Here is a 26,992-nt window from a genome sequence, read left to right as displayed (position 1 = left end):
CTCGCTATTTTACCTGAAAGTGAATACAAACAAGCATTAATTAGCCTTGCACATATCGCAGCAGATAGAAAAAGCTAATCACAACAAACCAGGGAAAACGGGTTTAAATAATACAAGTTAAGTACAGTTAACCACCAATCCAGTGATTTTTCTTGATTGAAGGAATTAGTCTCTATTTATATAAATGAAAACATGCAGGACTAAAGTCCCACTTCCCAAAAGTAAGCTAATTATTCATCGGAAGTGGGACTTTAGTCCTGCCTTTTGATGCTTGAATTAACAACTGACCAGAAAGCAAACTCATTCTGTTTGTTTTAAACCCGTTTGCCCTGCACAACAAACAGACAGACAAGCGGGATTATAGTCCTTCATTTTTTGTATATTCCCCACACTTTCTAAAAGTTAAAAAAAAGCCCCTATCATGTTTCCATGATAGGGGCTTAAAAATCATTTCTTAGCGTTTAACTTAATCGAATGGATTCACTTGAATCATTGTTTCGTTACGATCAGGACCAGTAGAAATAATATCCATTGGTACACCAGTAAGTTCTTCTAAACGTTTAATGTATGCTTTCGCGTTCTCTGGTAGTGCATCGTATGAAGTAACACCAAATGAAATCTCATCCCAACCCGGCATAGTTTCATAAACAGGTACAGCGACTTCATAACCATCAGCAGACATCGGTGGTACATCAACCACTTTACCGCCCGGCATTGTATAGCCAATACAGATTTTGATCTCTTTCAGGCCATCTAATACATCAAGCTTGGTTAAACAGAAACCAGTGATACTGTTAAGCTGTACCGCACGTTTAATGGCAACGGCATCAAACCAACCGGTACGACGTAAACGACCCGTTGTAGCGCCAAACTCATGGCCTACTGTGCCTAAATGTTTACCTGCTTCATCAAGTTTATCAACACCGTCATAAAGCTCTGTTGGGAAAGGACCTGAGCCCACACGTGTGGTATACGCTTTTACAATACCTAATACATAGTCAAGATGCGTTGGACCAAAACCACTACCGGTCGCCACGCCACCCGCAGTTGTATTTGAAGAGGTTACATAAGGGTATGTACCATGGTCGATATCAAGCAGTGTGCCTTGTGCACCTTCAAACAAGATATTGTCGCCACGACGACGTGCTTTATCTAATTCATCAGTAACATCAATCACCATGCTAATTAATAGCGGTGCGACTTCTATCATCTGTGCTAATACATCGTCATAGCTCACCGGCTCAACTTTGTAATAGTTTTCTAATTGGAAGTTATGGTATTCCATAACTTCTTTTAGTTTCACGGCAAATGTTTCCATGTTGAACAGATCATCAACGCGTAAACCACGACGAGAAACTTTATCTTCGTACGCAGGACCGATACCACGACCTGTTGTACCAATTGCTTTATTGCCACGCGCTTTTTCACGTGCCACATCAAGTGCAACATGGTAAGGAAGAATAAGCGGACAACCTTCACTAATGAACAAACGTTCTTTAGCAGGAACACCTTTCTCCGTTAGCATGTTCATCTCTGTGAACAAGGCATCAGGCGCTAATACCACCCCATTACCGATAACACATTTTACGTTTTCACGTAGGATGCCTGATGGAATCAGATGAAGAACTGTTTTCTCTCCATCAATTACAAGTGTATGACCCGCATTGTGTCCGCCTTGATAACGAACTACCCATTGCGCTTTGTCTGTAAGAAGGTCTACGACCTTACCTTTACCTTCGTCACCCCATTGAGTGCCAAGAATTACTACGTTTTTTCCCATCAGAATCACATATCTCTAGCGAATTAAGCAGGGATTTTAGCAAACATTAATTGCCTTGATCAATCTCTTTTATGTGAAAATCGCATTTACTTTGAATTTCAGACGAAAAAAAAGAGCGATAAATCGCTCTTTTCAGTCAATATATTACAGATTAATCTTTACTATTCATGTACTTAAAGAATTCAGAATCAGGACTTAAGACCATCACATCATCTTTACCAGAAAAGCTTTTTTCGTAAGCTTCCATACTTCGTAAGAAAGCAAAAAACTCTGTGTCTTGTGAATAAGAGTCAGCATAAATCTTAGAAGAGATCGCATCACCATCACCACGCACTTCTAACGATTCTTTATTCGCTCTTGCTAGCATAATCGATACTTTACGGTCGATATTAGCGCGGATAATCTCTGATTTTTCCTGACCTTGAGAACGATGCTCTTTCGCTACTGCTTGACGCTCAGCACGCATACGTTTGTAGATACTGCTGCTGACCTCATCAGGAAGGTTGATCTTCTTGATACGCACATCAATCACTTTAATGCCTAACTCAGATGAGCGAGCCATGCGTTTCAATGCGGTTTCCATCACTTCACCACGTTTACCAGAAACGATATCTTTAATGGTATGCGAACCAATTTCACTACGCAGTCCATTATTGATTTTACGTTTTAGCAGCGCTTCTGCTTGCATCTTATTACCACCCGTTGCCAGATAATAAATCGCCAGATCATCAATCTGCCATTTTACGTAAGAATCAATAATTAAGTCTTTCTTCTCAGACGTCACAAAACGATCTGCTGGATCATCCAGCGTTTGGATACGTGTATCCATGATACGCACAGTATCGATCATCGGCACTTTAAAATGTAATCCTGCAGGGTAAACCACAGGTTTCCCTTCTGCATCACGTTTCACTTTGCTGAACTGCATCACGATACCGCTTTGCCCTTCATTAACCACAAATGCACTACTGATAAAGGCTAAAAATAGTACGATTGGTAAAATTAATAATTTATTCATTAGTAGTCTCTCCCACTGCTACGACTAGAGAATCGCGCACTCGTTGTCGCTCGTTCATCTTGATCTGTTTTTTCATCTGCGCGTGAGCGTATTTCAATCTCCGATGAAGAAGTACTTTGTGGCTTGGTTGCCTGTTTATTCATTAACTTATCCAGTGGTAAGAAAGTTAAATTTCCACCTGCTTTATTATCAATAAGCACTTTAGACGTGTTACTCAACACGGTTTCCATGGTTTCAATATAGATACGTTGGCGTGTGACTTCAGGATTCGCTTTATATTCAGGAAGCAACTTGTTAAAACGTGCGACTTCACCCTGTGCTTTTAAAACGATACCTTCACTGTATGCTTGTGCTTGTAGCTCGATACGTTTCACTTGACCACGTGCAATCGGCTCTTTTGACCGCTGATAAGCTTCCGCTTCACGTACAAAACGCTCTTCATCTTCTTGTGCTGCAATGGCATCATCAAAAGCGGCTTTGACCTGTTCAGGTGGACGTGTTTGTTGTAGATTCACATCGACAATCTCAATGCCCAGATTATAGGGTTCGATGATCTTATCGAGCATCTCCCATGTTTCTTGACGTACCACTTCACGACCGGTTGTTAATGCATCATCCATAGTTGAATGACCAATAACAAAACGCAGCGCACTGTCTAGCGCCTGCAATAAACTGTTGTCTGCATCGGTCACGCTAAATAGGTATTTTTCAGGGGCAATAATACGATACTGCACCTCCATCGCTACGCGAACAATATTTTCATCTTCCGTGAGCATGAAACCTGTTGTCGGCATAGTACGGAACGCTTCTACATTGACAGGAATAATCTTATCAATAAATTTAGGGTTCCAATGCAGGCCAGGCTCTACTTGCGTATGATAAGCGCCAAAGCGCAATACCACACCACGATCCGATTCGTTAATGGTATAAATACCACTAAAAAACCAAACAACCGCTAATAGAACAGCAACAATAATAGCAATAAACTTACCACCACCCTTTTTGTCACTGCTACCAGAAGATGTTTTTTTGCCAAACAAACCTCCGATTAAATCTGATATTTTTTGAAAAACAACATCGAGATCAGGTGGTCCCTGATCTTTCTTTTTACCGCTGTTTTGCCACGGGTCTTGATCTTTCTTATCGTCTTTTCCCGGTTCGTTCCAAGCCATCCAAGCCATTTTAGCCCTCGATATTTAAGTGATAGAATTATTAATAACATTAATGTAGCAATGATCTTAACAAGAATAAAGCTACTATGACATATTATGTTAATATTTGTTGTCAACTAAAGATCGGCTTCAAAATTACTTGCGCTTTTGTTTTCAAAATAACCCGTCATTTCAGGTTTTTTGAAAACAATTTAGCGCAAGTTATTGTGTAACGATCTCTAAACACGCTTCAAGCGCGCCATCGAACTGTTTTCGTAAACGCGATAGGTCGACATTATTGATACGAATAGCTAATAAACAATCGCCATTTTCTGCGTAGCGCTCACTTTCAATACAGTTCAGTTGATAAAAAGCAGCACGTAACTTCCCTTGTGCAGGAGGCAAAATAAGTTGCAGATCACGAATTTTCCCTGATAAATGTGCGGTTAAGGCTTCAAAGAGTAGTGCAACGCCCTCACCTGTTTGTGCTGATAACCATACACGTATCGGTTTACCTTCATCGTCAACATCAATATGAGGGACGACATCATCAAGTGCATCAATTTTATTCATGATGGTTAACTGTGGCACTTCACCAGCATCAATATCGATTAACACTTTTTGTACCGCATCAATATTGTCGCGGTAATTTTCATCAGAGCAATCAACAATATGCAATAGCAATGTTGCTTCACGCGTTTCTTGTAACGTCGCTTTAAAGGCAGCCACTAAATCATGGGGAAGGTGGCGAACAAATCCCACGGTATCGGCCAATATACAGTTACCCACATCTTCTATCTCAATTTGACGAAGAGTAGGATCAAGCGTTGCAAAAAGCTGATCGGCAGCATAAACGCCTGCATTGGTTATCTGATTAAATAGCGTAGATTTTCCCGCATTGGTATACCCAACCAAAGAAACGGTTGGTACTTCTGCACGTTGACGGGCACGACGACCTTGGTCACGTTGCTTAGCCACTTTAGCCAAACGCCCTTTAATAGCAGTGATCCGTGCACTTAATAAACGTCTATCGCTTTCAAGCTGCGTTTCACCCGGACCACGCATGCCCACTCCGCCTTTTTGCTTATCAAGGTGAGTCCAGCCACGAATAAGGCGCGTTGACATAAAACGCAACTGCGCAAGTTCAACCTGCAACTTACCCTCATAGGTACGCGCACGTTGTGCAAAAATATCTAAAATAAGCGCCGTTCTGTCTAACACTAAACATTGACAGAGTGCTTCTAAATTTCGTTGCTGTGCAGGTGAAAGGGAATGGTTAAAAATAACCACATCTGCACACAGGGTTTGCACCGCATCTGCAATTTCTTGTGCTTTTCCACTGCCCACAAAATAACGTGCATGGGGCACTTTACGAGGACCTGTGACAATGCCAAGCGTTTCTACACCCGCTGAACTTACCAACAATTTAAGCTCGTCGAGATCTTCTTTTTTTTCATCATCAGAAAAAGAAACATGAACTAAAATAGCCTGTTCACCGGCTTCATAACGATCAAACAATTAAATAATGCTCCAAAATGGAAAAGAGATAATCCTACCATAGTCGTTTAAATTTTAGATAAAAAAATGGCTTACTAAAAAGCAAGCCATGAAAGTATTTAAATAACCCGTTAACTACTCAACATGTGCGATAGTTGGCACCGCGCGCGCAGGCACAACCGTTGAAATGGCATGCTTATAAACCATCTGGCTAACGTTATTTTTCAGTAGAATAACAAACTGGTCAAAGGACTCAATTTGCCCTTGAAGCTTAATGCCATTTACTAAATAGATTGCAACAGGAATACGCTCTTTACGCAGTGTATTCAAAAATGGGTCTTGTAATGATTGTCCTTTAGCCATTGTTTTTTCCTACTATTTTTATTTTTATTATTAAAATTAAGCTAAACCAGTATAAACAATGCTTAAATAAAAACCTATTTGAATGTTGATTTTTTGATCAATAACACTTTATCTAAATTTATCTAAATTAATGCGTTACTCGACATTAAAAACAAGGTGCTACTTTATATTGAAGTTAAGATAATTGTTCCACGTAACCCGTGTCTTTATTCGGGCCAAAAACAAAAACAATCTCTTTATCAAATAAAATCTGCATGGTGTTATCAAAAAAAGTAATCGCCTCATCACTGGGCATATGCTTTAACACTAGTTCAATAGCAATATCACAGCCCTCACTATCAGGCATCGCTTTCAACAATTCACCTGATTCGATGAAATGTAAATAAGTATTTATTTTCTCTTGCAGGGTAAAAAGATGCACATTTTTATTATCCCAAACTAACGGGTCAATAATAGTCAAAAACAGCCGTTTAGCCTGTTTATCTAATCCCATCGCATCAATGCTATCGGTATCAACAACACTCATTATATTAACTCCCTATTCATCAAAATGCTCAATTTTCCAACGTTCAAAGCCACCATCAACACTAAAAACATGCTGATAACCTTGATCACATAAATATTGTGCAACACCTTTACTTGAATTGCCGTGGTAACACAAAACCAGCACTGTATGATCAAAAGACACCTCTTTTACAAACTGTGTAAGAGTTTCATTGGTAAGGTGAAAAGCCCCTTCGACATGATCCGTTTCATAAGAATTTTCATCACGGATATCCACCAGCCTTACATTATCCTTTGCTAAATACTGCTTCGCACCATGAACATCAATCCGTTGAAATGTTGCCATCTATTTTTCCTTTAAATTTAACCCGAAAAAGTTAAGTTGGCTAATTTAACAAAGTTTGCCAATCTTTAACAACTTTTAACTTAATGCGTGTAAAACTATTAGTGTTTTACACTGAGCAAGCCGTACAATACTAAAGGAATTAAAAAGGTTTACCGTCTTGCTTGTTAAAATTATCCCTACCTGCGTTGTGAGTTTTGAAGTGAGAACAACTATCTCCTGCAACTCACGCCTTGTTAGTGCGAATTTTTCCTGCGCAATACTTGCAAACTTCATTCATTCCCTTGGTATAATCTCGCATTAATTAACTATTCTAAATTAAGGTAATAAACATGTTCATAGTCACTGGCGGTGCAGGTTTCATTGGTAGTAATATCGTAAAATCGTTAAACGATCGCGGTATTACCGATATTTTAGTGGTTGATGATCTCACTGATGGCACTAAATTTGTTAATTTAGTCGACCTACAAATCTTAGATTATATGGACAAAGATGAGTTCATTACACAAATAGTATCAGGTCAAGAATTTGGTGATGTAGAAGCAATTTTCCACGAAGGTGCTTGCTCAGCCACCACTGAATGGGATGGCAAGTTCATGATGGAAAATAATTATGAATACTCAAAAGATCTCCTTCATTACTGTATCGACCGTGATATCCCTTTCTTGTACGCTTCATCCGCAGCCACATATGGCGGTAATAATACCTTTAAAGAATCACCTGAATTTGAAGGCGCACTGAATGTTTACGGTTACTCAAAACAACAGTTTGATAACTATGTTCGCCGCCTTTGGATCGACGCAAAAGCACATGATGAAACACTACCACAAATTACAGGTTTCCGTTATTTCAATGTTTACGGCCCACGCGAACAGCATAAAGGCCGTATGGCCAGTGTTGCTTTTCATCTGAACAACCAACTTAATGCAGGTGAAAATGCCAAACTGTTTGAAGGTGAACATAAACGTGATTTCGTTTATGTCGGTGATGTTTGCAAAGTAAACCTATGGTTCTTCGATAATAACGTTTCAGGCATTTTTAACTTAGGCACAGGCCAAGCACAATCATTTTTGGAAGTAGGTAAAGCGGTAGTTAAATACCACAATGAAAACAAAGGCACTCATGCAGAGATTGAACGCATCGCTTTTCCAGAGCATCTAAAAGGGCATTACCAATCTTTCACCGAAGCTGATTTAACTAATTTAAGAGCGGCGGGTTATAAGGGAGAGTTTACTTCGGTTGCAGAGGGTACGGCGGAGTACATGGCAATCCTTAATCAATAATATCCTCTTATTTTGCCATCACTAATATTTATGATGGCATTAATCTCAATCTAACATTCCACAGAGAAAAACATGAATATACTAATGGCTCTTTCACAACTTGAAGTCACTGGCGCAGAAGTTTATGCGACCACCGTAGGCGACAAACTAAGTGCCCGCGGACATCAACTGTATTATGTGTCAGATACCTTAACCAAAGCGCACCAAGGTGAATTCTTTAAGCTTCGCTTTAACAAACGTAGTATCTTCAGACGCTTATTTCATGTTATTTACCTCTGCTATTTAATTAAAAAACATCACATTCAATTGATTCAAGCACATTCACGCGCATCCGCTTGGAGTTGTCATTTTGCCGCTAAATTTTGTAAAATCCCGTTAATCGTTACCGTTCATGGTCGTCAACCGGCACATCGTTCTAGTAAAAAATTTAATGCGATGGGTGATTTAGCCATTTGTGTTTGTGAAGCGATCCAGACACAAATTTGTAATGATTTAGGTGTTAATCAAAAAAACACCGTGGTGCTGCGTAACGGTATTATTTGTGATGATTTCAAGATGACCGTCGCACCGAAAAACGATAAAAAAATCATCTCTATTATTGGACGACTAAGTGGCCCTAAAGGAGATGTTTGTTACCAACTATTAAATCAATGCATCGATCTTGAACAATATCACGTGCGTATTATCAGTGGCACAACACCCGATCAGCGTTTTGCACAATTTAAAGATAAAGTAGAATTCACAGGTTATAGCCATCAAGTGCAGGATCTCATCGCACAATCCGATCTTGTGATTGGCGCAGGTCGCGTTGCAATGGAATCACTGTTATCGGGTCGTCCCACTTTTGCTATTGGTGAAGCGGATGCACTCGGTGAATTAACGATCGCTAACATTGATCAAGCAATGGCAAGTAATTTTGGTGATATTAATGCCAGTCAAAAAGGCATGAATATCGACTTCTCTCTCATCAAGTTAGCAATCGAGCAAACATTACAGCAAACAAATTGCTCCGTAGAAGTCACCAACATTGTCAAAGAAAATTATGATTTAGACATGATTGTCAGCCAACTTGAAGAACATTATCAAGATTGTTACATCGCCAAAAAACAACGAGAAATTCCTATTATCATGTACCATCGTTTTATCAAAGATGATTCAGAAAAAGGGGTGCATGGTACTTACCTTGATGTAAAAATGTTAGAGAAACATTTTAAATTACTCAAGCGCCTTAATTTTGAAACTCTCACCTTTTCTGATTTACAAGAAAAAGGGTTTATTCATCGTCTACAAACTAATAAACGCTTTATTATTATTACCGTAGACGATGGTTATAAAGACAACCTTGAACTGATGTTACCCCTGTTAAAAAAATACGATTTCAAAGCGGTTGTTTATGCGGTTACAGGTGAGAAATTTAACCGCTGGGATGTAGAAAACGCCAGTAATCCTGAAAAGTCGGTAGCACTTATGTCTCCTGATGAATTAAAACAACTCAGTAATTCAGGACATGTAGAAATTGGTGGTCATACGCTATCTCATCCGATGCTCGATAAATTGAGCGACGTTGAACAACAATATGAAATTGCAGAAAACAAACAACAACTAGAAACACTTCTGGGTAAAAAACTGCTCTCCTTCGCTTATCCTTATGGTCAACATAATCAAGCATCAAAAGATATTTGCAAAAAACTGGGCTTTAAATTTGCGGTAGCCACTAACAGTGGTCCATTGTTAATGCACCAAGATAGATATCAAATTCGCCGTATCGCTATTTTTCCTCGCACCGATGTGTTTGGATTGTGGCGAAAAATACGTGGCAATTACCTGTTTAGAAAAGTAAAATAGACATGTTTAAATATATCATGCTGACATTGAGAAATAGATTGCGACTGAGTTATCTTACCTGTTTAACGGAGTTAATACATTGAAAATACTGATCATTTCTCCCGCTTGGGTTGGTGATATGGTGATGTCACAATCACTCTATATGAGCCTTAAAAAACGCTACCCGAATGCAACTATTGATGCACTTGCACCGGCTTGGTGTAAAGCAATATTAGAAAAAATGCCAGAGATCAATCAAGCGATTGAAATGCCACTAGGTCACGGTCAGTTCGATCTTAAAACACGTTATCAAATAGGCAAAGAATTACGCCAAGCACATTACGATCATGCTTATATTTTACCTAACTCAGCAAAATCTGCACTTATTCCTTTCTTCGCAAAAATACCTCAACGCACTGGCTGGAAAGGTGAGATGCGTTACGGATTGTTAAACGACCTACGCCCCGATAGAAAAGTATTTCAATATATGGTTGAGCGTTATGTTGCACTTGCCTATCCTAAATCAGAGATGACAGGCAGTGGCTGTTTGGGTGAAATTAATACCTTGCCACGCCCTCACTTAGAAATCGATAAAAAACAACGCGAAATAGTACTAAAGAAATTTTCACTTAACCTTGAACCAACGATTATCGGGCTTTGCCCAGGTGCTGAATTTGGCCCCTCAAAACGCTGGCCAGAACAACATTACGCAACCGTCGCTCAACACTTAGTCGCACAAAACAAACAAGTTTGGTTATTTGGCTCAGCTAAAGACAAAGCGGTCACTGATAAAATAGTGGCAATGATAGACAAAGATAAACAACATCTCATCCACAACTTAGCAAGTACGACCAACCTCAATGAAGCGGTTGAGTTACTCTCTTGTTGCCATACGGTTGTTAGTAATGATTCAGGGTTAATGCATGTTGCTGCCGCTGTTGGTTGTAATTTGGTGGCCATTTATGGTTCAAGCTCACCTCGTTATACACCACCACTCACCGATAAGGTCGCCATCGTCAAAACAGGGATTGAATGCCAACCTTGCTTTAAACGAGAGTGTCAATATCAACATTTGGATTGCTTAAATAAATTACAACCTCAGGTTATATTGGATGAGTTAACGGCTTTTTTAGAGAAAAAATAATGAACAATAAAATTTCAATCTGTATTTATACTGCTATTTTTTTGGCCTTTGCATTATTGCTCGCAACGCCTAATTTTAACGTTATCGTCATTGCCATTCTGTCAATTTTTTCTCTTTATTTATTGGTTTCTAAAAAAGAAAAAATACATTTAATAACCATTGACTGGATTGTGATTGGAGCAAGTTGTAGTTATTTAATCGCATTTATACCAACAACATTGCTCGATGGAGAAACCATACGTTACCTTGATGCTCCTTTGCGCTTTATTTTATCTATTCCTATCTATTTGCTATTACGTTTGCAATTAAGCACAGAAGAAATTAAATTAGAGTCGATAAAGAAAGTCACTGAACTGGGTATTATCGTCGGTTCAATGGGGGCATTATGCATCGCGATTTATCAAACTCAAATATTAAAAATGGAAAGAGTCGATGGCTTTTTGTTCAGTATCAACTTTGCTTATCTCGCTTGTGCATTGGCGTTTTTAGGTTTGGTATTCTTCCGTCATTCTAACTATAAAACACTCAATTTAATTGGCTTTGCCTGTGCCATTATTGCAACCCTGCTAACGTTAACAAGAGGTGCCATTATTGCCATTCCTCTGTTACTTATTTTGACTCTCTTTTTGTTATATAAAGATAAGCTAACCGTTTTTAAAGTCAGCTTATTCATTCTGATAGTCGGCGCAGTAGCAATATTGGCTTATCAAACTAATTCCAAAATAAAACAACGAGCTGATTATACTGTTTATGAGATAAAACAAATTTTAAAAGGAGATACCGTAAAAGCGACTTCATCCGGTGGCAGAATACAATTATGGGTAGGCGCAATCGAAGCATTTAAAGAAAGCCCACTAATTGGAAAAAGCTACCGTGAGCGTGAAGCGATAAATCAGCAGTTATACAACAGTGGTGAATATAAAAATAGTGTCATACTTGCATCAAGAGGGCACGCACATAGCCAATACTTTGAAATACTCGCGAGTGCAGGCTTGTTAGGAATCACTGCCTTATTGCTGTACCTCTTTTTACCATTAGCTTATTATTATCGACTTTTTTCCAAAAACAAAAATAATATCTACGCATTAAATGGATTTATTTTTACTACGGGCATTTGCATTTACGGATTAACAGAAGTGTTATTACAAGCTAATTCCATTAGTACTTTTTATGCGTTTGTGCAAGCGTTGTTACTACCTCTCGCAATGTATTTCCACAAAAAAACAAGCCAATAGGGTAAATAATGATACGTACATTTTACTCAGCTCTTTTAGTAATTACCTCTCCTTTATTTTTATATTCGTTATATAAAAAAAAAGAGGGCAAACCAGCCGTTGGAAAGCGTTGGAAAGAACACTTTGGCTTTACGCCACCATTAAAAGATCCAAAGCCCCCTCTCTGGTTCCATGCAGTTTCTGTCGGAGAAGTTTTAGCTTCAACACCTTTCATTAAACAATTAAAAAAACAACATCCAACACTTAATATTGTACTGACCACGACCACCAGCACAGGTGCAGAGCAAGCTGCTAAATTGGGCTCTCTTGTTGAACACCGTTATATGCCACTTGATTTTAGTTTTGCAGTAAAAAAATTTATTAAGGTTATCAAGCCGCAGCAACTCATTATTATGGAAACGGAATTATGGCCAAATACCCTTGCCTTAGCTGCTCAACATAATATTCCTATCACTATTATTAATGCACGCCTTTCAGAGCGATCATTTTTACGTTACCAAAAAATACAATGGATATTTAATCTGCTTTCTAAAAACATCAGTTTATTATTATGCCAAACACAAGAAGATGCAGATCGTTTTATGCAACTTGGCATTAAAACGCAGACAATACATATTACAGGCTCCATTAAATTCGATATCAATATATCGGATAACATCATTAAGCAGGGTGATGAATTAAGAAAAAAAATAGGCACAGCACGCCCTGTTTGGATAGCCGCCAGCACCCACCAAGGTGAAGATGAGCAAATTCTCCACGCCCATAAACAATTGTTAATGAGCATGCCCAACGCACTTTTAATTATCGTGCCAAGACACCCAGAACGATTTAAAGGTGTTTTACAACTTGCCATTCAGCAAGGCTTTAATAGCATCTCTCGTCGTAGCCAATCCCCCATATTATCAACCGTTGAAGTGTATCTAGCAGATACAATGGGCGAAATGTTAACCTTGATCAGTGCCAGTGATGTTTGCTTTATGGCTGGTAGTTTAATTGGTAATAAAGTGGGAGGACATAATGTATTAGAGCCTGCTGCATTATCTAAACCTATTTTAACGGGGCCAAGTTATTACAATTTCAAAGAGATAACTGAAAAATTAATCGCAGTAAAAGCCTGTTCGATTTGTTTAAATAAAAATGATATTGCTTTAAAGTTACAACTTCTTTTACAAAATAGTCCATTACAAAAAAATCAGGGTAAAATGGCACTGCAAGTTGTCGCAGACAATAGAGGCTCAATACAAGGTTCAATACAACACTTATTCAAATTTATTTGAATATATTATTTTATAATTTTCTCTAAATAGGCCTTTTATGCCACTGTTTAACTCAGCGCCAAAATCCATTTGTATCTTACGTTTAAGTGCAATTGGTGACGTATGTCATGCCATTGCAGCCGTGCAAGCTATTCAACGACAATGGCCAACTACAAAAATAACCTGGGTCACCGGTAAGTTAGAAGCGCAACTATTGCAGCACATCAATAATATTGAAATCATTAGCTTTGATAAAAAACAGGGCGTTAGTGCTTACATTGAATTAAGAAGAAAACTAAAAGACCACCGCTTTGATGTTTTATTGCACATGCAAGCGGCATTACGATCAAGCTTAGTAAGCCTCATGATCACAGCCCCTATAAAAATTGGTTTTGATAAAGAAAGAGCCAAAGATGGACAATGGCTATTCTGTAATCAAAAAATAGAAAAAAGTGATTCATCCCATGTATTAGATGGTTTTATGGCCTTTGCAAAGAAGCTCGGTATCAATGATTTAAAAGTTAGCTGGAAATTAAATATTCCACCAGAAGCAACAGAAAAAGCACGTAAACAAATCAATAACAAGCCTACTTTTATTATCTGCCCGGCGGCAAGTAAAGCCTATAAAAACTGGACAGTTGAAGGTTATGTGGCATTAGCAAATCACGCCATAAAAAAAGGCTTTCAAGTGCTTATTTGTGGCGCGCCCACCTCCGTTGAACAGCAACTTGCAACTGAGATCATGAAAAATGCTCAACAAGGCATCACGAATCTAGTAGGAAAAACATCACTTATCGAATTAGTGGCATTTATCAAAGAGGCGGATATCTTACTTGCCCCTGACACGGGTCCGACACACATGGCAACGATGGTCAATACTCCTGTCATTGGTTTATATGCCCATCATAACCCCAAGCGCACCGGCCCTTATACTCAGTTAAAGAATGTAGTGAGTGTTTATGAGCAACTCATTGAGAAACAAACAGGCAAAAAAATATCGGAACTATCTTGGCGAATACGTGTTAAAGATGAACATGCAATGCAGAAAATAACCATCACCTTGGTGATCAATAAATTTAATACCATCACTCAGGAGAAAAAATGATGTCTGACAATAGTATCAGTGCCATTATTATCACCAAAAATGAGCAAGCTAATTTAGCAAGCTGTTTAGATTCTCTGACTTGGGTCGATGAAATCATTATTGTGGACTCTGGAAGTAGTGATAAAACCCAAGAGATTGCACTTGAATATAACGCTAAATTTCACTCTCATCCCAACTGGCAAGGCTTTGGTAAACAAAAGCAACTGGCACAACAATATGCCAGTAAAAAATGGATTTTAGCCATAGATGCTGATGAAGTGGTTTCTCCTGAACTACAAGAATCAATAAAACAGCAGATCAACCAAGAAAACAGTCACCATGTTTTTCAAATTACCCGTAAAACATGGGTGTTTGGGCGTTTCTTGAAGCATTCTGGCTGGGTTGATAAAATTGTTCGGGTTTATCCTAAATCATTGGCTAATTATAACGATGCACTAGTACATGAAAAAGTGGTTTATGATAAAAAAATCACCGTAAAAAAACTTGAAGGTGATCTATTTCATTACTCTTATCGTGATATGAATAACTACTTAGTAAAGTCTGCAAGTTATGGCAAAGCATGGGCGGATGGTAAGCAGCAACGAGGAAAAAAAGCAACCCTTAGCCAAGCTATTTTGCACGGTATTGGCTGCTTTTTAAAAATGTATCTGTTAAAAAAAGGCTTCTTAGACGGCAAGCAAGGTTTCTTAATTGCACTTTTATCTTCACATTCAGCATTCATTAAATACGCAGATTTGTGGATAAGAGAGCACGATTCAAGATATAAATAAGACTCTTATTCTTGCCAAATGATATTTTTTTTAATCACTTTGGCTGGATTGCCGGCGATAATGGTATTTTCTTGCTCATGCTTCCCTGTCACAATACTACCTAATGCAAAGACATTATTATTAGCAACAAAAGCACCTTTCAAAATTGAAGCTTTAGCGCCTATCCAGCAGTGATCACCAATCGTAACCGCTTGATCAATATTAATTCTTTCTTTTTGTAAATTAAAAATAGGATGCAGATCGGAATCTGTGATCAAACTTTCCCAACCTATCAAACAGTTCTCTCCAATAGTTATATTTTTCCGACAAATAACGGTACTCGCCGCTGATATGTGAAAGTTATGACCCACATTTAACTCCCCATCAACAGATAATCGAGAACCAAAACCAATTTTTGCTTTGCCATAAAATGAACCTGAAATAATCGTTCTCTGATAGCGGTAATCATAAGTCTCCACACTACCAAAACCAATACGCACAATTCCCGTTCTCACTTTTCCAAAAGTTACCTTTCCAGACAGAGAGCTTAATTTGGTACGACTCGAAACAATTATCGGTAATTTAATGGCATCTTGAAAACGGCATAAATAAAAATTAACAATGATCGATGTTGGTAATCCAAGTAAATATAAAAATATTTTTCACGATAAAAACGCCAATAGCTTCTGCTTAATTTCATCTATATCTATCATCTGCATATCGTCTTGAACTTTCCCACCCGTTTGCGGTGTAAATGCAATATGCCTTTTTTCGCTGTTTAAAGGTTTCCAGCGCAAGGGAGTGGCACTACGCTTTGCAGGAAAGAACCCCACCGTGGGCACATCACACGCCCCTGCAATATGCAGTGGCCCTGTTGATCCTGCAATAAACAGATCAGCACAGCTTATTGTTTGCGCAAAAGAGACTAACCCTTGTGTCGATTGATAAAGATGGCTTTCTACTTGCGTTTCAAGTAACTGCTGTAACTCTTTTGCTTGCGCTTCTTCACTCGGGCCTGCGGTTAATACAAAACCAAACTCTGGATGCGCCTTACTGATTAAATTAATTAATTGTGCATATTGATCAAGCGATAAATTATTAGCACTGCCACCACTGCCCGCATGGACAAAACAAAGTTTCTTAATATTGTTAGAAAAAGAGCAATACAGCCCTTTTTTAAATTGTTTTTGAACCTCTTTATCTACCGTTAAAAAAGGAGCTTTGACTTCAATAACAGACACTTTTTTATGCTGTAAATAGTGGCGAATCAAATCTAAATTATATTCTGATTCTGGTTTGGCAGATTGTGACCGACGCTGTTTTAAACGAGCAGTAAAAAGAAACTGCGCTAACTTTGTTGCGGGTGCTAACCGGTAAGGTATTTTTGAGCGATACCCTAATAACGCATTACGTGTTGTTGAAAAAAGGCAGATGTAATCACTATAATGTTGCGCTTTAATAGTCGCGACTAAAGATGTCTGATCTTCTTTTTTTGCACTATCAATAATTACATTATCTATCCACGGACAAAGCTCAGCTAAAGGCTTGGTATAGGCAGGAACGAGTGCATCAATTTGTATATGAGGTAAGCTTTGCTTAAGCATCGCAAAACTTGGCCATGCCAACATGAAATCACCAATTTTATCATTACGAACTACTAATATTTTCACAACCGATCCTTCCCATTAATATTGAAAATAACTCATCTGTTCAAGTGCTTGTTTAATATGTTCATAATTTACAGGATGGTCTTTTAACTCTCTATTACGCTTATCCATAAAGATATAATCACCACTTGTTTTTACTTCTAATATTGTTTCATCGGTAATAATTGCATAACCACTGTATTTTGCAGAAAGTACCCACTCCCTTTTTACTTCCTCCCCTAAAAGGTCGGCTCCTAAAGAGTAATCAGTAATTGGATTGCTCACACCAAGGTAGTTTTTCATTAGAGTAGGAAGTAAATCCATGTGACTTGTTACTGTTTTACTCTTCCAGTTAAATTTATCTTTATCAAAATTTGGACCAAATACGATAAATGGCACTTTAACTTGAGCATCAGTAAAGTTACCGTTATGCCCCCAGTAGTTTAGTTTGTTGTCGTTCATTTCTTCACCATGATCACTGGTGATAATGACTAAAGTATTATCGAGCGTTCCCTTTTTTTCTAGCTCATCAAAAACTCTTTTAACAACACTATCAACATAATTAACACTATTTTTATACAGATTAAAATAAAGGCTTGGATCCGTTTCATTGTTCAGTTCAAAGTGATTAACCTTAGACCACATAGGGGTGAATTTATGCGGGTAGTCATCAGGGAAGTCAAAACCATGTACAGAGTCATAAAACAGAAATGAAAATGCTGGCTTTGAGCTATCTCTTTCTCTATTCCAAGTCATCCAGTCCTGTGTTAGATCTTCATCTAATTGGTATGCTCTCTCGCCATCAGAACCCATCCTTAGATTTTTTACATTACTAAATATCGTCTTATTAAATTCTGGTTTTTCAAGACGAGCAGCTGTAAATATCCCCAACTCGTAATCGAGTGCTTGTAGTTGCTCTATCAAAAGAGAAGGTTGATTATTGGCAAGGAAACTATGCCAATAACTACTTGGAATACCATTAAAAAAGCCAAAGACACCAGCTCTTGTCGCATTACCTGTTGAGATATGATTTTTTAAAATAGCCGCATTTTTAGATTTTGCAATTTCCCACATGTTAGGTGTTATTTGTGGTGAGAAAGCATCTTGTCGCCATGCGTCAATCATAATAATAAGAATATCTTTAGGTTTGTCTGTTAATGTAGTTTGAATAGAATTGAGCGGATAGTTTAAGTTGCTTTTTACTTTTATTTGCATCGCTTTTTGGCGTGCAATCCCCTCTTCATCAACCCAGCCATTTTTTCTCATCAAGCCATTTGCCGTCATCGGATAAAAAACAGGAAGATACTGTTTTAAAACGGTAATAGGTTGATACACATAAGCGGATGCCCAAATATGAATGCCATTACTTAATAGCGCAGTGATAACAACTAATGAAGTAAATTTTCTACCCAACTTTTTTTTCACTAAACGTGGTTCGCTTTCAAGCCAACGGATCAATAAAAACTCACAGACCAGAGCTACAATCACGCCAAAAACAACCATTGCCCATACCGATAACGGGAAGGTAACAACCTGTCCTGCAAGCACAAGATCCAAGACAACTACATTAATATGGAAACGGTATAAAGCAAAAACTGCGGTATCAATAAATAAGAGTGCAATCCCTGATGATGCGATAGTTGCTAATAGAATATTTCTTGGTAATTTCGGCAAAAAAAGTAGGGGAATAAATAAAACTGAAAAAATAGCTACGAGTAAACTCATTTGTGAGAAAGTAGAACTAATAAGAAAAATCCAAGGTAAAAAAGAGCTGGGCAACTCAGGTAAAAATGAAAAATAACGAAGAGATATTAACATTGCAAGTAGTGAATTGCACAAAACAAACCAGCCATAAGCATGGATTTTTTTTTTAAAATTCATAAAGGGTAACCTTGTTTTAATGTGCGATAAATCAAAACAACAGAAACGACTCTATATTTTGAACCATCATAAGAGATATTTATTTAAAAGCGATTGTACTATACTGCCCTCCAATACGCACCCTATTGAAATTGAGAACGACATGAATCCTTTTATCTTTATTAGCAATCGCCTAAGTAAAATTATTGGTAACATTTGTAAGGTGCTATCTTACCCTTTTCATTTTTTATTCCCTCAAAAACGCTTTGTTATTCCTGAATATTCAAAAGCCAAAATAAATTGTAACAGTGGTCATAAAATTCCTAAAAAAATATGGCAAACTAATTATTCAAACCGTTCGACGTTACCTGTTTATCTTAACTATCTGTTTAATCGTTTAATGTCTCTCGATTATGAATACCGTTATGTAAGTACTGAAAAGCGTTTACTCTATATACAAAAAAACTGCTCTCAAGAGGTTTTTGAAAATTTCAAATTATTGACAGATGGTGCGGCACAAGCAGACCTTTGGCGTTTAATCGTGCTGTATCATGAGGGTGGGATTTATATTGATATTGATGCAAACTTTGTTTGGCCACTATCAAAAATGCTCGGGAAATATGATGATGCAGTTTATCTGAAAGTAAAAAATAACAGTGAATTTACTAACTATTTTATTGCTACTGCACCTAAAAATGAAGATTTAAAACAAGTTATTGATATTATTATTGCCAACATCAAAGCAAGAGATGTTAAAGATGGTGTATTTAACATGACCGGCCCAGGTGTATTAATCGAGGTACTCAAAGATAAAAATGTTATTTCTCGTTCTCACCGCGAAACGTGTATTCAAGGTAGCTTTACCAATGAACATTTTCAATACATTGATAAACCCGGCTCAAAATGGACACATAAAAAACCCGCTGATTTATTAAAAAAGAAATAATTTAATGCACGTTTTGAAAACAGAAAAGTATCAGATCTATTATGATCCCACGCTGATTAGGCAGATAAACGTTGCCCACTTTTCTCAGCAATTTTGGCAAGAAAATAACGCAATCATTGGCTCAGCACAAGGGCGGGGTACGACTTGGTTTGTGCAACTTGATAAGCTTCAAGGAGCGTTGCGTCATTATCACAGAGGAGGATTGTTTGCCAAGTTAGTACACGATCACTACCTCTTTTTGAATTGGCAAAATACACGCAGTTTACAAGAATTTACCTTGCTCACACATTTAATTAACCAAGGTGTGCATGTGCCTCGGCCAATTGCAGCGATTGCCACTAAACGTATTTTTTGTTATCAAGCCGATTTAATCACTGAAAAAATAAAAGATGCACAAGACTTAGTGACTATTTTAAAAAAAGAGACGATAAACAAAAACATCTACCGAGCGATAGGCGTAGAAATAAAAAAAATGCACAATGCACAGGTCAACCATAGCGATCTAAATATCCATAACATTTTAATTGATAAACACTTAAAAATTTGGATTATCGACTTTGATAAATGTGCAATTCAATCCTCTCGCCATTATCAGCAGAAAAATCTACAGCGATTAAAACGTTCATTTCTTAAAGAATCCGCTAAAGTAGGTATATTATGGAACGAAATAGACTGGCAACATCTACTTAACGGTTATCAACAAGCAGAACAATAAGGCAACCTAAAAGTTTTAAAAACAAAAAAACCGCACTTAAGCGGTTTTTTATTTTAATAAGAAAAACCTTATTTCCAGGCCTTCCATGCATTAATTAACCCATTAGTAGAGCTATCATGCGCTTCCACTTTATCATCGCTATTAAGTGCAGGTAAAATTTGTCCAGCAAGCTGTTTACCGAGTTCAACACCCCATTGATCAAAGCTAAACACGTTCCAGATAATGCCTTGCGCGAAGATTTTCTGTTCATACATCGCAATCAGTTGCCCCAATGTTTTAGGCGTGATCTTACTCACCAAAATTGAGTTAGTCGGTTTGTTACCTGTAAATACTTTAAAAGGAACAAGGTGTTTTACTTCCTCTAATGTTTTACCCGCTGCGATAAATTCCGCTTCTACTTGCTGTTTTGTTTTACCAAATGCTAACGCTTGCGTTTGTGCGAAGAAGTTAGAGAGCAGTTTTTCATGATGATCTCCCACTGGGTTATGGCTTTGTGCTGGCGCGATAAAGTCACATGGAATTAATTTTGTACCTTGGTGAATCAGCTGATAAAACGCATGTTGACCGTTAGTGCCCGGTTCGCCCCAAATAATTGGGCCTGTTTGATAATCGATAATCTCGCCATTTCGATCTACATTTTTACCGTTTGATTCCATATTACCCTGTTGGAAATAAGCAGGAAAACGATGCATATATTGATCGTATGGTAAAATTGCTTCTGATTCTGCACCATAAAAATTGTTATACCAGATACCGATTAACGCTAGAATCACTGGAATATTATCTTTAAACTCGGTTTCGGCGAAATGCTTATCCATCTCGTGTGCACCTTCAAGCAGTGCTTCAAAATTATCATAACCAACTGTTAGTGCGATAGATAAACCGATTGCAGACCAAATTGAATAACGACCGCCCACCCAATCCCAAAATTCAAACATATTTTCAACATCAATACCAAACTCAGAAACTGACGTCGCATTGGTTGACAGCGCCGCAAAATGTTTTGCGACATGTTTTTCATCTTTTGCAAAGCTCAAGAACCAATCACGCGCACTGTGTGCATTGGTCATTGTTTCTTGAGTGGTAAATGTTTTTGATGCGATTAAAAACAGCGTTGTTTCCGGATCAACCTTCGCAAGTGTCTCTACAATATGTGTTGCATCTACATTGGATACAAAATGCGTTTCAATACCTTCAACTTTATAAGCGCCTAACGCTTCTGTCACCATATAAGGCCCCAAATCAGAGCCACCGATACCAATATTAACGATGTCGGTAATCGCTTTGCCTGTGTAACCTTTCCACTCACCAGAATGGACTTTGCTACAGAATGCTTTCATCTGCGCCAGTACTTTATTAATTTGTGGCATGATGTCTTTACCATCAACAATCACGGGAGTATTACTGCGGTTACGTAACGCGGTATGTAATACGGCACGATTTTCAGTGACATTAATGGTTTCACCTGCAAACTGCGTTTTAATGGCACTGCTTAAATCAACTTCATCAGCAAGTTTCAGCAACGTTGCAAAAATTTCCTCAGTAATTAAGTTTTTAGAGAAATCAACGAGAAGATCATGATTGAATTGACGCGAAAACTGTTCAAAGCGTTGTGTGTTTTCAGCAAACAACGAGGATAGTTGCAGTTCAGTATTTTCATTAAATAAAGTTTGTAGCTTAGACCAAGCATTTGTTTGAGTAGGGTTAATATTTTTCAGCATGTTATTCCCATATTTTAAGTTTATAAATTATTCGTTCATTTTACAAAAAAATCATCTTTAATCTATCAATTTTACGTTCTCTTTTATTGATTTGCTGTAACAAAAAGTAACATTGATCAAGCTTTCGATCTTCTGTTAAAAAATTGCTATTATGCGTACTTATTCAGATACATATTTAAAAAAGAGATTTCCATGAGCGAGATACAAGAAAACACCACCCATTTTGGCTTCAAAACGGTTGAAGAAGATAAAAAAGTTGAATTAGTTGCAGAGGTTTTTCACTCTGTTGCAGCCAAATATGATGTGATGAATGATGTATTGTCGCTGGGAATCCACCGTATTTGGAAACGCTTCACTATCGATTGTTCAGGTATCAGAAAAGGACAAAAAGCACTCGATTTAGCCGGTGGTACGGGTGACTTAACCGCTAAATTTTCACGTATCGTTGGCAAAACAGGACAAGTCGTTTTAGCCGATATCAATGATTCCATGCTTAAAGTGGGTCGTAGTAAACTGCGCGATTTAGGCCTTGAAGGAAATATTGAATATGTGCAAGCCAATGCCGAAGAACTACCTTTCCCTGACAATTACTTTGATTTAGTCACTATCGCGTTTGGTTTGCGTAACGTCACCGATAAAGATAAAGCACTGGCCTCTATCTATCGTGTATTAAAACCGGGTGGACGCTTATTGGTATTAGAGTTCTCAAAACCTATTTATAAACCCGTCAGCAAGTTTTACGATTTTTACTCATTTAACATTTTACCTAAGCTGGGTAAATTAATTGCGAATGATAGCGAAAGCTATCAATATTTGGCAGAAAGTATTCGTATGCATCCTAACCAAGAAACGCTCAAAGAGATGATGAACGATGTCGGTTTTGAAGGCACAGAGTTTTTCAATTTAAGTGCTGGCATTGTTGCCCTGCATCGTGGTTACAAGTACTAAGCGAGTAAACTATGTCAAACGTTACGCCATTAGACAACCTTGTATGTGCTTTTGTAGAAACTGCGCTTAATAAGTTACATCAACTTGATAGTAGCGCCAAACAGAAACGTAAAGCGCTTGATGGCACTATTATTGGTGTTGCATTAAAAGAGATCGATAAACCCCTCTATTTTGTGATTAGTCAGCAACAGATTGATATTTTAGGTCAATATGAGGGGCAAGCTGATTGTTTTATTCGCCTTAACTTTTTAGCGTTAATTGATCTACAAGATAACCATCAGCTCACTAACTTAATTAAAAGTGGCCAATTAGAAGTTAATGGCGACATTAAAGTCGTTCAGCAATTTGCTTTATTACTCACTGAGATGGATATCGACTGGGAGGATCACCTTTCCAACAAAGTGGGCGACTTGGTTGCACATAAGTTGGTTTACCATATTAAACAGCTTAATAAACAGTTTTGTAAACAACATAATAAAGCACAAAAACAGCTTACTGAAATTATCACTGAAGAGTTAAAACTCGCCCCTGGCCCTTTAGAGGTCGCTCATTTTTGTGACCAAGTCAGTGATATTGAAAAGCAGATACAAGCGTTAGAGCAAAAGTTTTTGGAAGTGAAGCTTTAGCTTCGCCGGTTTAACTTTCACAGACACAAAAGATGCAGAGCGAACACTCTACTTCCAAGACTCTCACTTTGCAGTACAGTTTATGCAGGATAATTAATGATAAAACTTAAAGAACTCTCGCGTTTATATCGCATCAACAAAACCATTATCGAATATGGTTTAATTGAGTTGTTGCCGCATAAGCATCGCCCTTTTAGCTACACGCTAATGCGTTTTATGTTATTTTGGATTCGCACTAAACATAAAAAAACACCTCTCCCTGAGCGACTGCGTTTGAGCCTACAATCACTGGGACCTATCTATATTAAACTCGGACAGATGCTTTCAACAAGGCGCGATCTTCTTCCCCCAATTTATGCCGATCAATTAGCACACCTGCAAGATAACGTCCCCCCCTTTTGTGGTGAACTTGCTATTAAGCAAATTGAAGCATCATTAGGTAAAACCATTGATGAACTATTTGAAAATTTTGAAGTAACCGCCCTCGCCTCCGCTTCTATCGCACAAGTACACACTGCAACTCTGCGTGAAGATAATCGCGAAGTCGTCATAAAAGTGATTCGCCCCGAGATAGAAAAAACCATTGAAGCTGATATTCAACTGATGAAATGGCTGGCTTCATTGATGCAACGTTTCCTAAAAGAGGCTGATCGTCTACGCCCTGTTGAGGTGGTTTATGAGTATGAAAAAACCATTCTTGACGAGTTAGACTTAATGCGAGAAGGCGCAAATGCCATTCAGCTTAGACGTAATTTTTTAGACTCTAAACTGCTCTACGTGCCAGAGATCTATTCTGACTATTGCACCAAAAATGTTTTAGTGATGGAGCGTATTTATGGTATTCCCGTTTCTGACATTGAGGCACTAAAAGCACAAGGTACCGATTTTAAACTGCTTGCAGAGCGTGGTGTAGAAACCTTTTTCACCCAAGTTTTCCGCGATAGTTTTTTCCATGCAGATATGCATCCGGGAAACGTATTTGTCTCTTACGAACACCCAGAAGATCCTCTCTGGATAGGCATTGATTGCGGCATTATGGGCACACTCAACAATGAAGATAAACGTTATTTAGCAGAAAATTTCTTAGCCTTTTTTAATCGTGATTATCGCCAAGTGGCACAGCTACACATCGATTCTGGCTGGGTGCCTGAAGATACCCCAGTGGAAGAGTTCGAGTTTGCTATTCGCGCCGTGTGTGAGCCTATTTTTGAAAAACCTCTTTCGGAGATCTCCTTTGCGACCGTATTAATTAATCTATTTAATACGGCGCGTCGTTATAATATGAAGGTGCAACCCCAGTTAGTTTTATTACAAAAGACACTGCTCTATATTGAGGGGTTAGGTCGCCAGCTTTATCCGCAGCTCGACCTTTGGGATACGGCAAAACCGTTTTTGGAAAATTGGATGCGCGATCAAGTCAGCCCCAAAACGTTAATGAAAAAATTACAGCAAAAAGCCCCGTTTTGGTTAGAGAAACTACCCGACCTGCCAGAGTTGATTTATCACAATTTAGCGAATGGTAAATCGTTACAAAAACAGCAAAAAATGTTAATTGAATCACTCAACCAACAACAAAAAAGTAACAGTAAAAGTTACTTTTATATTGGTATTGGTGTTACGTTAACATTAATTTCTGCGCTTGCTTATCTGCAGACAGATCAAGATTTAACCCTCATTGCAGGCATTCCTGCACTTTTAGCGTGGTTCCTTGCGTGGCATCATACCAATCGTTAAAAAAGTTTGGTATAAAGCAGTTACAATTTTAACATTATTAAATATTAGGAACAAAATTATGGGCGGCATCAGCATTTGGCAGTTAGTTATCATCGCAGTGATTGTTATTTTACTGTTTGGCACTAAAAAGCTACGTGGCATCGGCGGTGATTTAGGCGGTGCAATAAAAGGCTTTAAAAAAGCAATTAAAGAGGAAGAAAAACCTTCTGAAAAATCCGATGAAAAAATAGAAAGTCAAAAAGATGCCTCTTTTTCTAGCGAAAATAACGCAGAAAAAGTCAAAGAGAAAGACCAAGCGTAATGTTTGATATCGGTTTCTGGGAGATGACGCTTATCTCCATTATTGGCCTTGTAGTACTCGGCCCCGAACGATTACCCATCGCTATTCGTAGCGTAATGAAATGGGTGAATAGCGCTAAAAGCATCGCAAATTCTGTTAAATCAGAGATTTCACAAGAGCTGAAACTGCATGAGATGAATGAAAACATGATCAAAGCCAGCAAAGATGGCTTAGACAGCCTCGATCCCGATCTTAAAAAAACGATTGAAGAGATGAAAAAAAGCGCACAAGAGCTAGTTAACCCTTACAAATCAGAGGTTGAAGATCTGCAACAATCATTAAAGATCAGCCCCGAAAAAGAGAGTGATAGCAGTACCGATTTACAGGGTAACAAGTTACAGGATAAAAAATAGATGAACGAAAGTGACCAACAAGCAGAGATCAGTACAGAAGATAGCAGTAAAAAAACACAGCACAACCTGCCACTGATCACCCACCTATTAGAACTACGTGATCGTTTATTACGCGTGATTGCCGTGGTGATGGTACTGTTTTTAAGCTTGGTTTATTTTGCTAATGATATTTACCACTACCTTGCCATCCCACTCACCAGCCAGTTACCCGAAGGTTCGAGTATGATTGCAACGGGTGTGGCAACACCGTTCTTCACGCCCATAAAATTAACCATCGTGATCTCTGTTTTTATTGCGATTCCCGCTATCTTGCATCAAGTATGGGCATTTATCGCCCCAGGCTTATACAAACATGAGCGTAAGTTAATTGCCCCTCTAGTTATCAGCAGTGCATTTCTCTTCTATCTTGGTATGGCGTTCGCTTATTTTGTAGTGTTTCCATTGGCATTCTCATTTTTCACCAGTACTGCCCCAGAAGGCGTCATTATTGCCACCGACATCAGTAGCTATTTAGATTTTGTTTTAAAACTATTTTTTGCCTTTGGACTCGCCTTTGAGATCCCCATCGCCACACTACTTCTGTGTTGGACAGGCGCAACGACCCCAGAAAAACTAAAACAGAAACGTCCTTACATTGTGGTTGGCGCGTTTATTTTTGGCATGTTATTAACACCACCCGATGTCATTTCACAAACACTGCTTGCGATACCAATGTTGATTTTGTTTGAGATAGGTTTACTGTTTGCACGCTTTTATGTGCCAAAAGAAGAGCCAGAAGAAGAATAATAAAAAGAAAGATAAACGCCACTGCGTTACACAATAACTTGCGCTAAATTGTTTTCAAAAAGCCT

At 38.2% G+C, this 26,992-nt stretch carries 26 protein-coding genes; 15 read left to right on the top strand and 11 right to left on the bottom strand.

Annotated features, from left to right (window positions below; genetic code table 11):
* Positions 1 to 466 precede the first annotated feature (466 nt).
* The 7 genes from G322_RS0107280 to glpE form a co-directional block, all read right to left on the bottom strand.
* Positions 467 to 1,780: an adenylosuccinate synthase gene (locus G322_RS0107280; RefSeq protein WP_022941146.1), complete on the bottom strand. Its 1,314-nt coding sequence runs from the start codon at positions 1,778 to 1,780 to the stop codon at positions 467 to 469.
* 151 nt (positions 1,781 to 1,931) lie between these two features.
* A complete protein-coding gene (hflC, locus tag G322_RS0107275; protein ID WP_022941145.1) occupies positions 1,932 to 2,798 on the bottom strand; it encodes a protease modulator HflC in 867 nt (288 codons plus the stop codon).
* A complete protein-coding gene (gene hflK / locus G322_RS0107270; RefSeq protein ID WP_028866486.1) occupies positions 2,798 to 3,970 on the bottom strand; it encodes an FtsH protease activity modulator HflK in 1,173 nt (390 codons plus the stop codon). Before hflK ends, hflC begins: the two co-directional genes overlap by 1 nt.
* 201 nt (positions 3,971 to 4,171) lie before the next feature.
* Positions 4,172 to 5,467, bottom strand: a complete 1,296-nt coding sequence (gene hflX / locus G322_RS0107265) for a ribosome rescue GTPase HflX (RefSeq protein ID WP_022941143.1) — start codon at positions 5,465 to 5,467, stop codon at positions 4,172 to 4,174.
* A gap of 114 nt (positions 5,468 to 5,581) precedes the next feature.
* A complete protein-coding gene (hfq, locus tag G322_RS0107260) occupies positions 5,582 to 5,809 on the bottom strand; it encodes an RNA chaperone Hfq (protein ID WP_022941142.1) in 228 nt (75 codons plus the stop codon).
* A 175-nt stretch (positions 5,810 to 5,984) separates the two neighbouring features.
* Positions 5,985 to 6,335: a DUF6572 domain-containing protein gene (locus G322_RS0107255; protein ID WP_022941141.1), complete on the bottom strand. Its 351-nt coding sequence runs from the start codon at positions 6,333 to 6,335 to the stop codon at positions 5,985 to 5,987.
* 12 nt (positions 6,336 to 6,347) lie between these two features.
* Positions 6,348 to 6,659 (bottom strand): thiosulfate sulfurtransferase GlpE, encoded by a 312-nt coding sequence (glpE, locus tag G322_RS0107250; RefSeq protein WP_022941140.1) that lies wholly within the window; start codon positions 6,657 to 6,659, stop codon positions 6,348 to 6,350.
* A 329-nt stretch (positions 6,660 to 6,988) separates the two neighbouring features.
* Here glpE and rfaD point away from each other — a divergent pair, with 329 nt between their 5' ends.
* From rfaD to G322_RS0107210, 7 genes are all read left to right on the top strand, one after another.
* Positions 6,989 to 7,939 (top strand): ADP-glyceromanno-heptose 6-epimerase, encoded by a 951-nt coding sequence (gene rfaD / locus G322_RS0107240; protein ID WP_022941138.1) that lies wholly within the window; start codon positions 6,989 to 6,991, stop codon positions 7,937 to 7,939.
* A gap of 72 nt (positions 7,940 to 8,011) precedes the next feature.
* Positions 8,012 to 9,784 carry a bifunctional glycosyltransferase family 4 protein/polysaccharide deacetylase gene (locus tag G322_RS0107235; RefSeq protein ID WP_022941137.1) on the top strand — a complete coding sequence of 591 codons (1,773 nt, stop codon included), beginning with the start codon at positions 8,012 to 8,014 and terminating at the stop codon, positions 9,782 to 9,784.
* 79 nt (positions 9,785 to 9,863) lie between these two features.
* Positions 9,864 to 10,907: a lipopolysaccharide heptosyltransferase II gene (waaF, locus tag G322_RS0107230; protein ID WP_022941136.1), complete on the top strand. Its 1,044-nt coding sequence runs from the start codon at positions 9,864 to 9,866 to the stop codon at positions 10,905 to 10,907.
* Positions 10,907 to 12,142, top strand: a complete 1,236-nt coding sequence (locus G322_RS0107225) for an O-antigen ligase family protein (protein WP_022941135.1) — start codon at positions 10,907 to 10,909, stop codon at positions 12,140 to 12,142. The genes waaF and G322_RS0107225 overlap by 1 nt, the downstream gene beginning before the upstream one ends.
* Positions 12,143 to 12,150: 8 nt before the next feature.
* The gene (waaA, locus tag G322_RS0107220) at positions 12,151 to 13,419 is read left to right on the top strand and encodes a lipid IV(A) 3-deoxy-D-manno-octulosonic acid transferase (protein WP_022941134.1); all 1,269 of its coding nucleotides are present in this window, start codon (positions 12,151 to 12,153) and stop codon (positions 13,417 to 13,419) included.
* Between the two features lie 37 nt (positions 13,420 to 13,456).
* Complete coding sequence (locus G322_RS0107215; protein WP_022941133.1) at positions 13,457 to 14,503, top strand: glycosyltransferase family 9 protein; 1,047 nt, start codon at positions 13,457 to 13,459, stop codon at positions 14,501 to 14,503.
* Entirely contained in the window at positions 14,500 to 15,273 is a 774-nt protein-coding gene (locus G322_RS0107210) for a glycosyltransferase family 2 protein (protein ID WP_022941132.1), read from the top strand. Before G322_RS0107215 ends, G322_RS0107210 begins: the two co-directional genes overlap by 4 nt.
* Before the next feature lie 5 nt (positions 15,274 to 15,278).
* On the opposite strand, the gene G322_RS0107205 is transcribed toward G322_RS0107210, so the two are convergent.
* The 3 genes from G322_RS0107205 to G322_RS0107195 all read right to left on the bottom strand — a co-directional run bounded on the left by G322_RS0107205 (position 15,279) and on the right by G322_RS0107195 (position 18,779).
* A complete protein-coding gene (locus G322_RS0107205) occupies positions 15,279 to 15,767 on the bottom strand; it encodes an acyltransferase (protein WP_156873929.1) in 489 nt (162 codons plus the stop codon).
* Between the two features lie 147 nt (positions 15,768 to 15,914).
* Positions 15,915 to 16,922, bottom strand: coding sequence for a glycosyltransferase family 9 protein (locus tag G322_RS0107200; RefSeq protein WP_028866482.1), 1,008 nt, complete (start codon positions 16,920 to 16,922; stop codon positions 15,915 to 15,917).
* 15 nt (positions 16,923 to 16,937) lie between these two features.
* On the bottom strand, positions 16,938 to 18,779 hold the full coding sequence (locus tag G322_RS0107195; protein ID WP_022941131.1) for a DUF3413 domain-containing protein: 1,842 nt from the start codon (positions 18,777 to 18,779) through the stop codon (positions 16,938 to 16,940).
* A 142-nt stretch (positions 18,780 to 18,921) separates the two neighbouring features.
* Here G322_RS0107195 and G322_RS0107190 point away from each other — a divergent pair, with 142 nt between their 5' ends.
* Entirely contained in the window at positions 18,922 to 19,704 is a 783-nt protein-coding gene (locus G322_RS0107190; RefSeq protein WP_022941130.1) for a glycosyltransferase family 32 protein, read from the top strand.
* Between the two features lie 4 nt (positions 19,705 to 19,708).
* On the top strand, positions 19,709 to 20,419 hold the full coding sequence (locus G322_RS0107185) for a 3-deoxy-D-manno-octulosonic acid kinase (protein ID WP_022941129.1): 711 nt from the start codon (positions 19,709 to 19,711) through the stop codon (positions 20,417 to 20,419).
* Positions 20,420 to 20,487: 68 nt separating this feature from the next.
* Here G322_RS0107185 and pgi read toward each other — a convergent pair whose 3' ends face one another.
* Positions 20,488 to 22,140, bottom strand: coding sequence for a glucose-6-phosphate isomerase (gene pgi / locus G322_RS0107180; RefSeq protein ID WP_022941128.1), 1,653 nt, complete (start codon positions 22,138 to 22,140; stop codon positions 20,488 to 20,490).
* A gap of 192 nt (positions 22,141 to 22,332) precedes the next feature.
* Here pgi and ubiE point away from each other — a divergent pair, with 192 nt between their 5' ends.
* The 6 genes from ubiE (at position 22,333) to tatC (ending at position 26,927) form a co-directional block, all read left to right on the top strand.
* A complete protein-coding gene (gene ubiE / locus G322_RS0107175; RefSeq protein ID WP_022941127.1) occupies positions 22,333 to 23,088 on the top strand; it encodes a bifunctional demethylmenaquinone methyltransferase/2-methoxy-6-polyprenyl-1,4-benzoquinol methylase UbiE in 756 nt (251 codons plus the stop codon).
* 11 nt (positions 23,089 to 23,099) lie between these two features.
* On the top strand, positions 23,100 to 23,714 hold the full coding sequence (locus tag G322_RS0107170) for a ubiquinone biosynthesis accessory factor UbiJ (protein ID WP_022941126.1): 615 nt from the start codon (positions 23,100 to 23,102) through the stop codon (positions 23,712 to 23,714).
* A gap of 96 nt (positions 23,715 to 23,810) precedes the next feature.
* Positions 23,811 to 25,448: a ubiquinone biosynthesis regulatory protein kinase UbiB gene (gene ubiB / locus G322_RS0107165; RefSeq protein WP_022941125.1), complete on the top strand. Its 1,638-nt coding sequence runs from the start codon at positions 23,811 to 23,813 to the stop codon at positions 25,446 to 25,448.
* A 58-nt stretch (positions 25,449 to 25,506) separates the two neighbouring features.
* Positions 25,507 to 25,749: a Sec-independent protein translocase subunit TatA gene (tatA, locus tag G322_RS0107160; RefSeq protein ID WP_022941124.1), complete on the top strand. Its 243-nt coding sequence runs from the start codon at positions 25,507 to 25,509 to the stop codon at positions 25,747 to 25,749.
* On the top strand, positions 25,749 to 26,141 hold the full coding sequence (tatB, locus tag G322_RS0107155) for a Sec-independent protein translocase protein TatB (RefSeq protein ID WP_022941123.1): 393 nt from the start codon (positions 25,749 to 25,751) through the stop codon (positions 26,139 to 26,141). The genes tatA and tatB overlap by 1 nt, the downstream gene beginning before the upstream one ends.
* Positions 26,142 to 26,927, top strand: coding sequence for a twin-arginine translocase subunit TatC (gene tatC, locus G322_RS0107150; RefSeq protein ID WP_022941122.1), 786 nt, complete (start codon positions 26,142 to 26,144; stop codon positions 26,925 to 26,927). It abuts the gene before it with no gap.
* The last annotated feature ends 65 nt before the right edge of the window (positions 26,928 to 26,992 follow it).

Source organism: Psychromonas hadalis ATCC BAA-638 (genome assembly GCF_000420245.1).
Classification (GTDB): Bacteria; Pseudomonadota; Gammaproteobacteria; order Enterobacterales; family Psychromonadaceae; genus Psychromonas; species Psychromonas hadalis.
This window is presented reverse-complemented; position numbering and strand designations above follow the sequence as displayed.

What these genes read in the sequence shown, in the direction of transcription:
- G322_RS0107280 (WP_022941146.1), bottom strand. Translation starts at nt 1,780, where the DNA reads ATGGGAAAAAACGTAGTAATTCTTGGCACTCAATGGGGTGACGAAGGT.
- hflC (WP_022941145.1), bottom strand. Translation starts at nt 2,798, where the DNA reads ATGAATAAATTATTAATTTTACCAATCGTACTATTTTTAGCCTTTATC.
- hflK (WP_028866486.1), bottom strand. Translation starts at nt 3,970, where the DNA reads ATGGCTTGGAACGAACCGGGAAAAGACGATAAGAAAGATCAAGACCCG.
- hfq (WP_022941142.1), bottom strand. Translation starts at nt 5,809, where the DNA reads ATGGCTAAAGGACAATCATTACAAGACCCATTTTTGAATACACTGCGT.
- G322_RS0107255 (WP_022941141.1), bottom strand. Translation starts at nt 6,335, where the DNA reads ATGAGTGTTGTTGATACCGATAGCATTGATGCGATGGGATTAGATAAA.
- glpE (WP_022941140.1), bottom strand. Translation starts at nt 6,659, where the DNA reads ATGGCAACATTTCAACGGATTGATGTTCATGGTGCGAAGCAGTATTTA.
- rfaD (WP_022941138.1), top strand. Translation starts at nt 6,989, where the DNA reads ATGTTCATAGTCACTGGCGGTGCAGGTTTCATTGGTAGTAATATCGTA.
- G322_RS0107235 (WP_022941137.1), top strand. Translation starts at nt 8,012, where the DNA reads ATGAATATACTAATGGCTCTTTCACAACTTGAAGTCACTGGCGCAGAA.
- G322_RS0107225 (WP_022941135.1), top strand. Translation starts at nt 10,907, where the DNA reads ATGAACAATAAAATTTCAATCTGTATTTATACTGCTATTTTTTTGGCC.
- waaA (WP_022941134.1), top strand. Translation starts at nt 12,151, where the DNA reads ATGATACGTACATTTTACTCAGCTCTTTTAGTAATTACCTCTCCTTTA.
- G322_RS0107215 (WP_022941133.1), top strand. Translation starts at nt 13,457, where the DNA reads ATGCCACTGTTTAACTCAGCGCCAAAATCCATTTGTATCTTACGTTTA.
- G322_RS0107210 (WP_022941132.1), top strand. Translation starts at nt 14,500, where the DNA reads ATGATGTCTGACAATAGTATCAGTGCCATTATTATCACCAAAAATGAG.
- G322_RS0107195 (WP_022941131.1), bottom strand. Translation starts at nt 18,779, where the DNA reads ATGAATTTTAAAAAAAAAATCCATGCTTATGGCTGGTTTGTTTTGTGC.
- G322_RS0107190 (WP_022941130.1), top strand. Translation starts at nt 18,922, where the DNA reads ATGAATCCTTTTATCTTTATTAGCAATCGCCTAAGTAAAATTATTGGT.
- G322_RS0107185 (WP_022941129.1), top strand. Translation starts at nt 19,709, where the DNA reads ATGCACGTTTTGAAAACAGAAAAGTATCAGATCTATTATGATCCCACG.
- pgi (WP_022941128.1), bottom strand. Translation starts at nt 22,140, where the DNA reads ATGCTGAAAAATATTAACCCTACTCAAACAAATGCTTGGTCTAAGCTA.
- ubiE (WP_022941127.1), top strand. Translation starts at nt 22,333, where the DNA reads ATGAGCGAGATACAAGAAAACACCACCCATTTTGGCTTCAAAACGGTT.
- G322_RS0107170 (WP_022941126.1), top strand. Translation starts at nt 23,100, where the DNA reads ATGTCAAACGTTACGCCATTAGACAACCTTGTATGTGCTTTTGTAGAA.
- ubiB (WP_022941125.1), top strand. Translation starts at nt 23,811, where the DNA reads ATGATAAAACTTAAAGAACTCTCGCGTTTATATCGCATCAACAAAACC.
- tatA (WP_022941124.1), top strand. Translation starts at nt 25,507, where the DNA reads ATGGGCGGCATCAGCATTTGGCAGTTAGTTATCATCGCAGTGATTGTT.
- tatB (WP_022941123.1), top strand. Translation starts at nt 25,749, where the DNA reads ATGTTTGATATCGGTTTCTGGGAGATGACGCTTATCTCCATTATTGGC.
- tatC (WP_022941122.1), top strand. Translation starts at nt 26,142, where the DNA reads ATGAACGAAAGTGACCAACAAGCAGAGATCAGTACAGAAGATAGCAGT.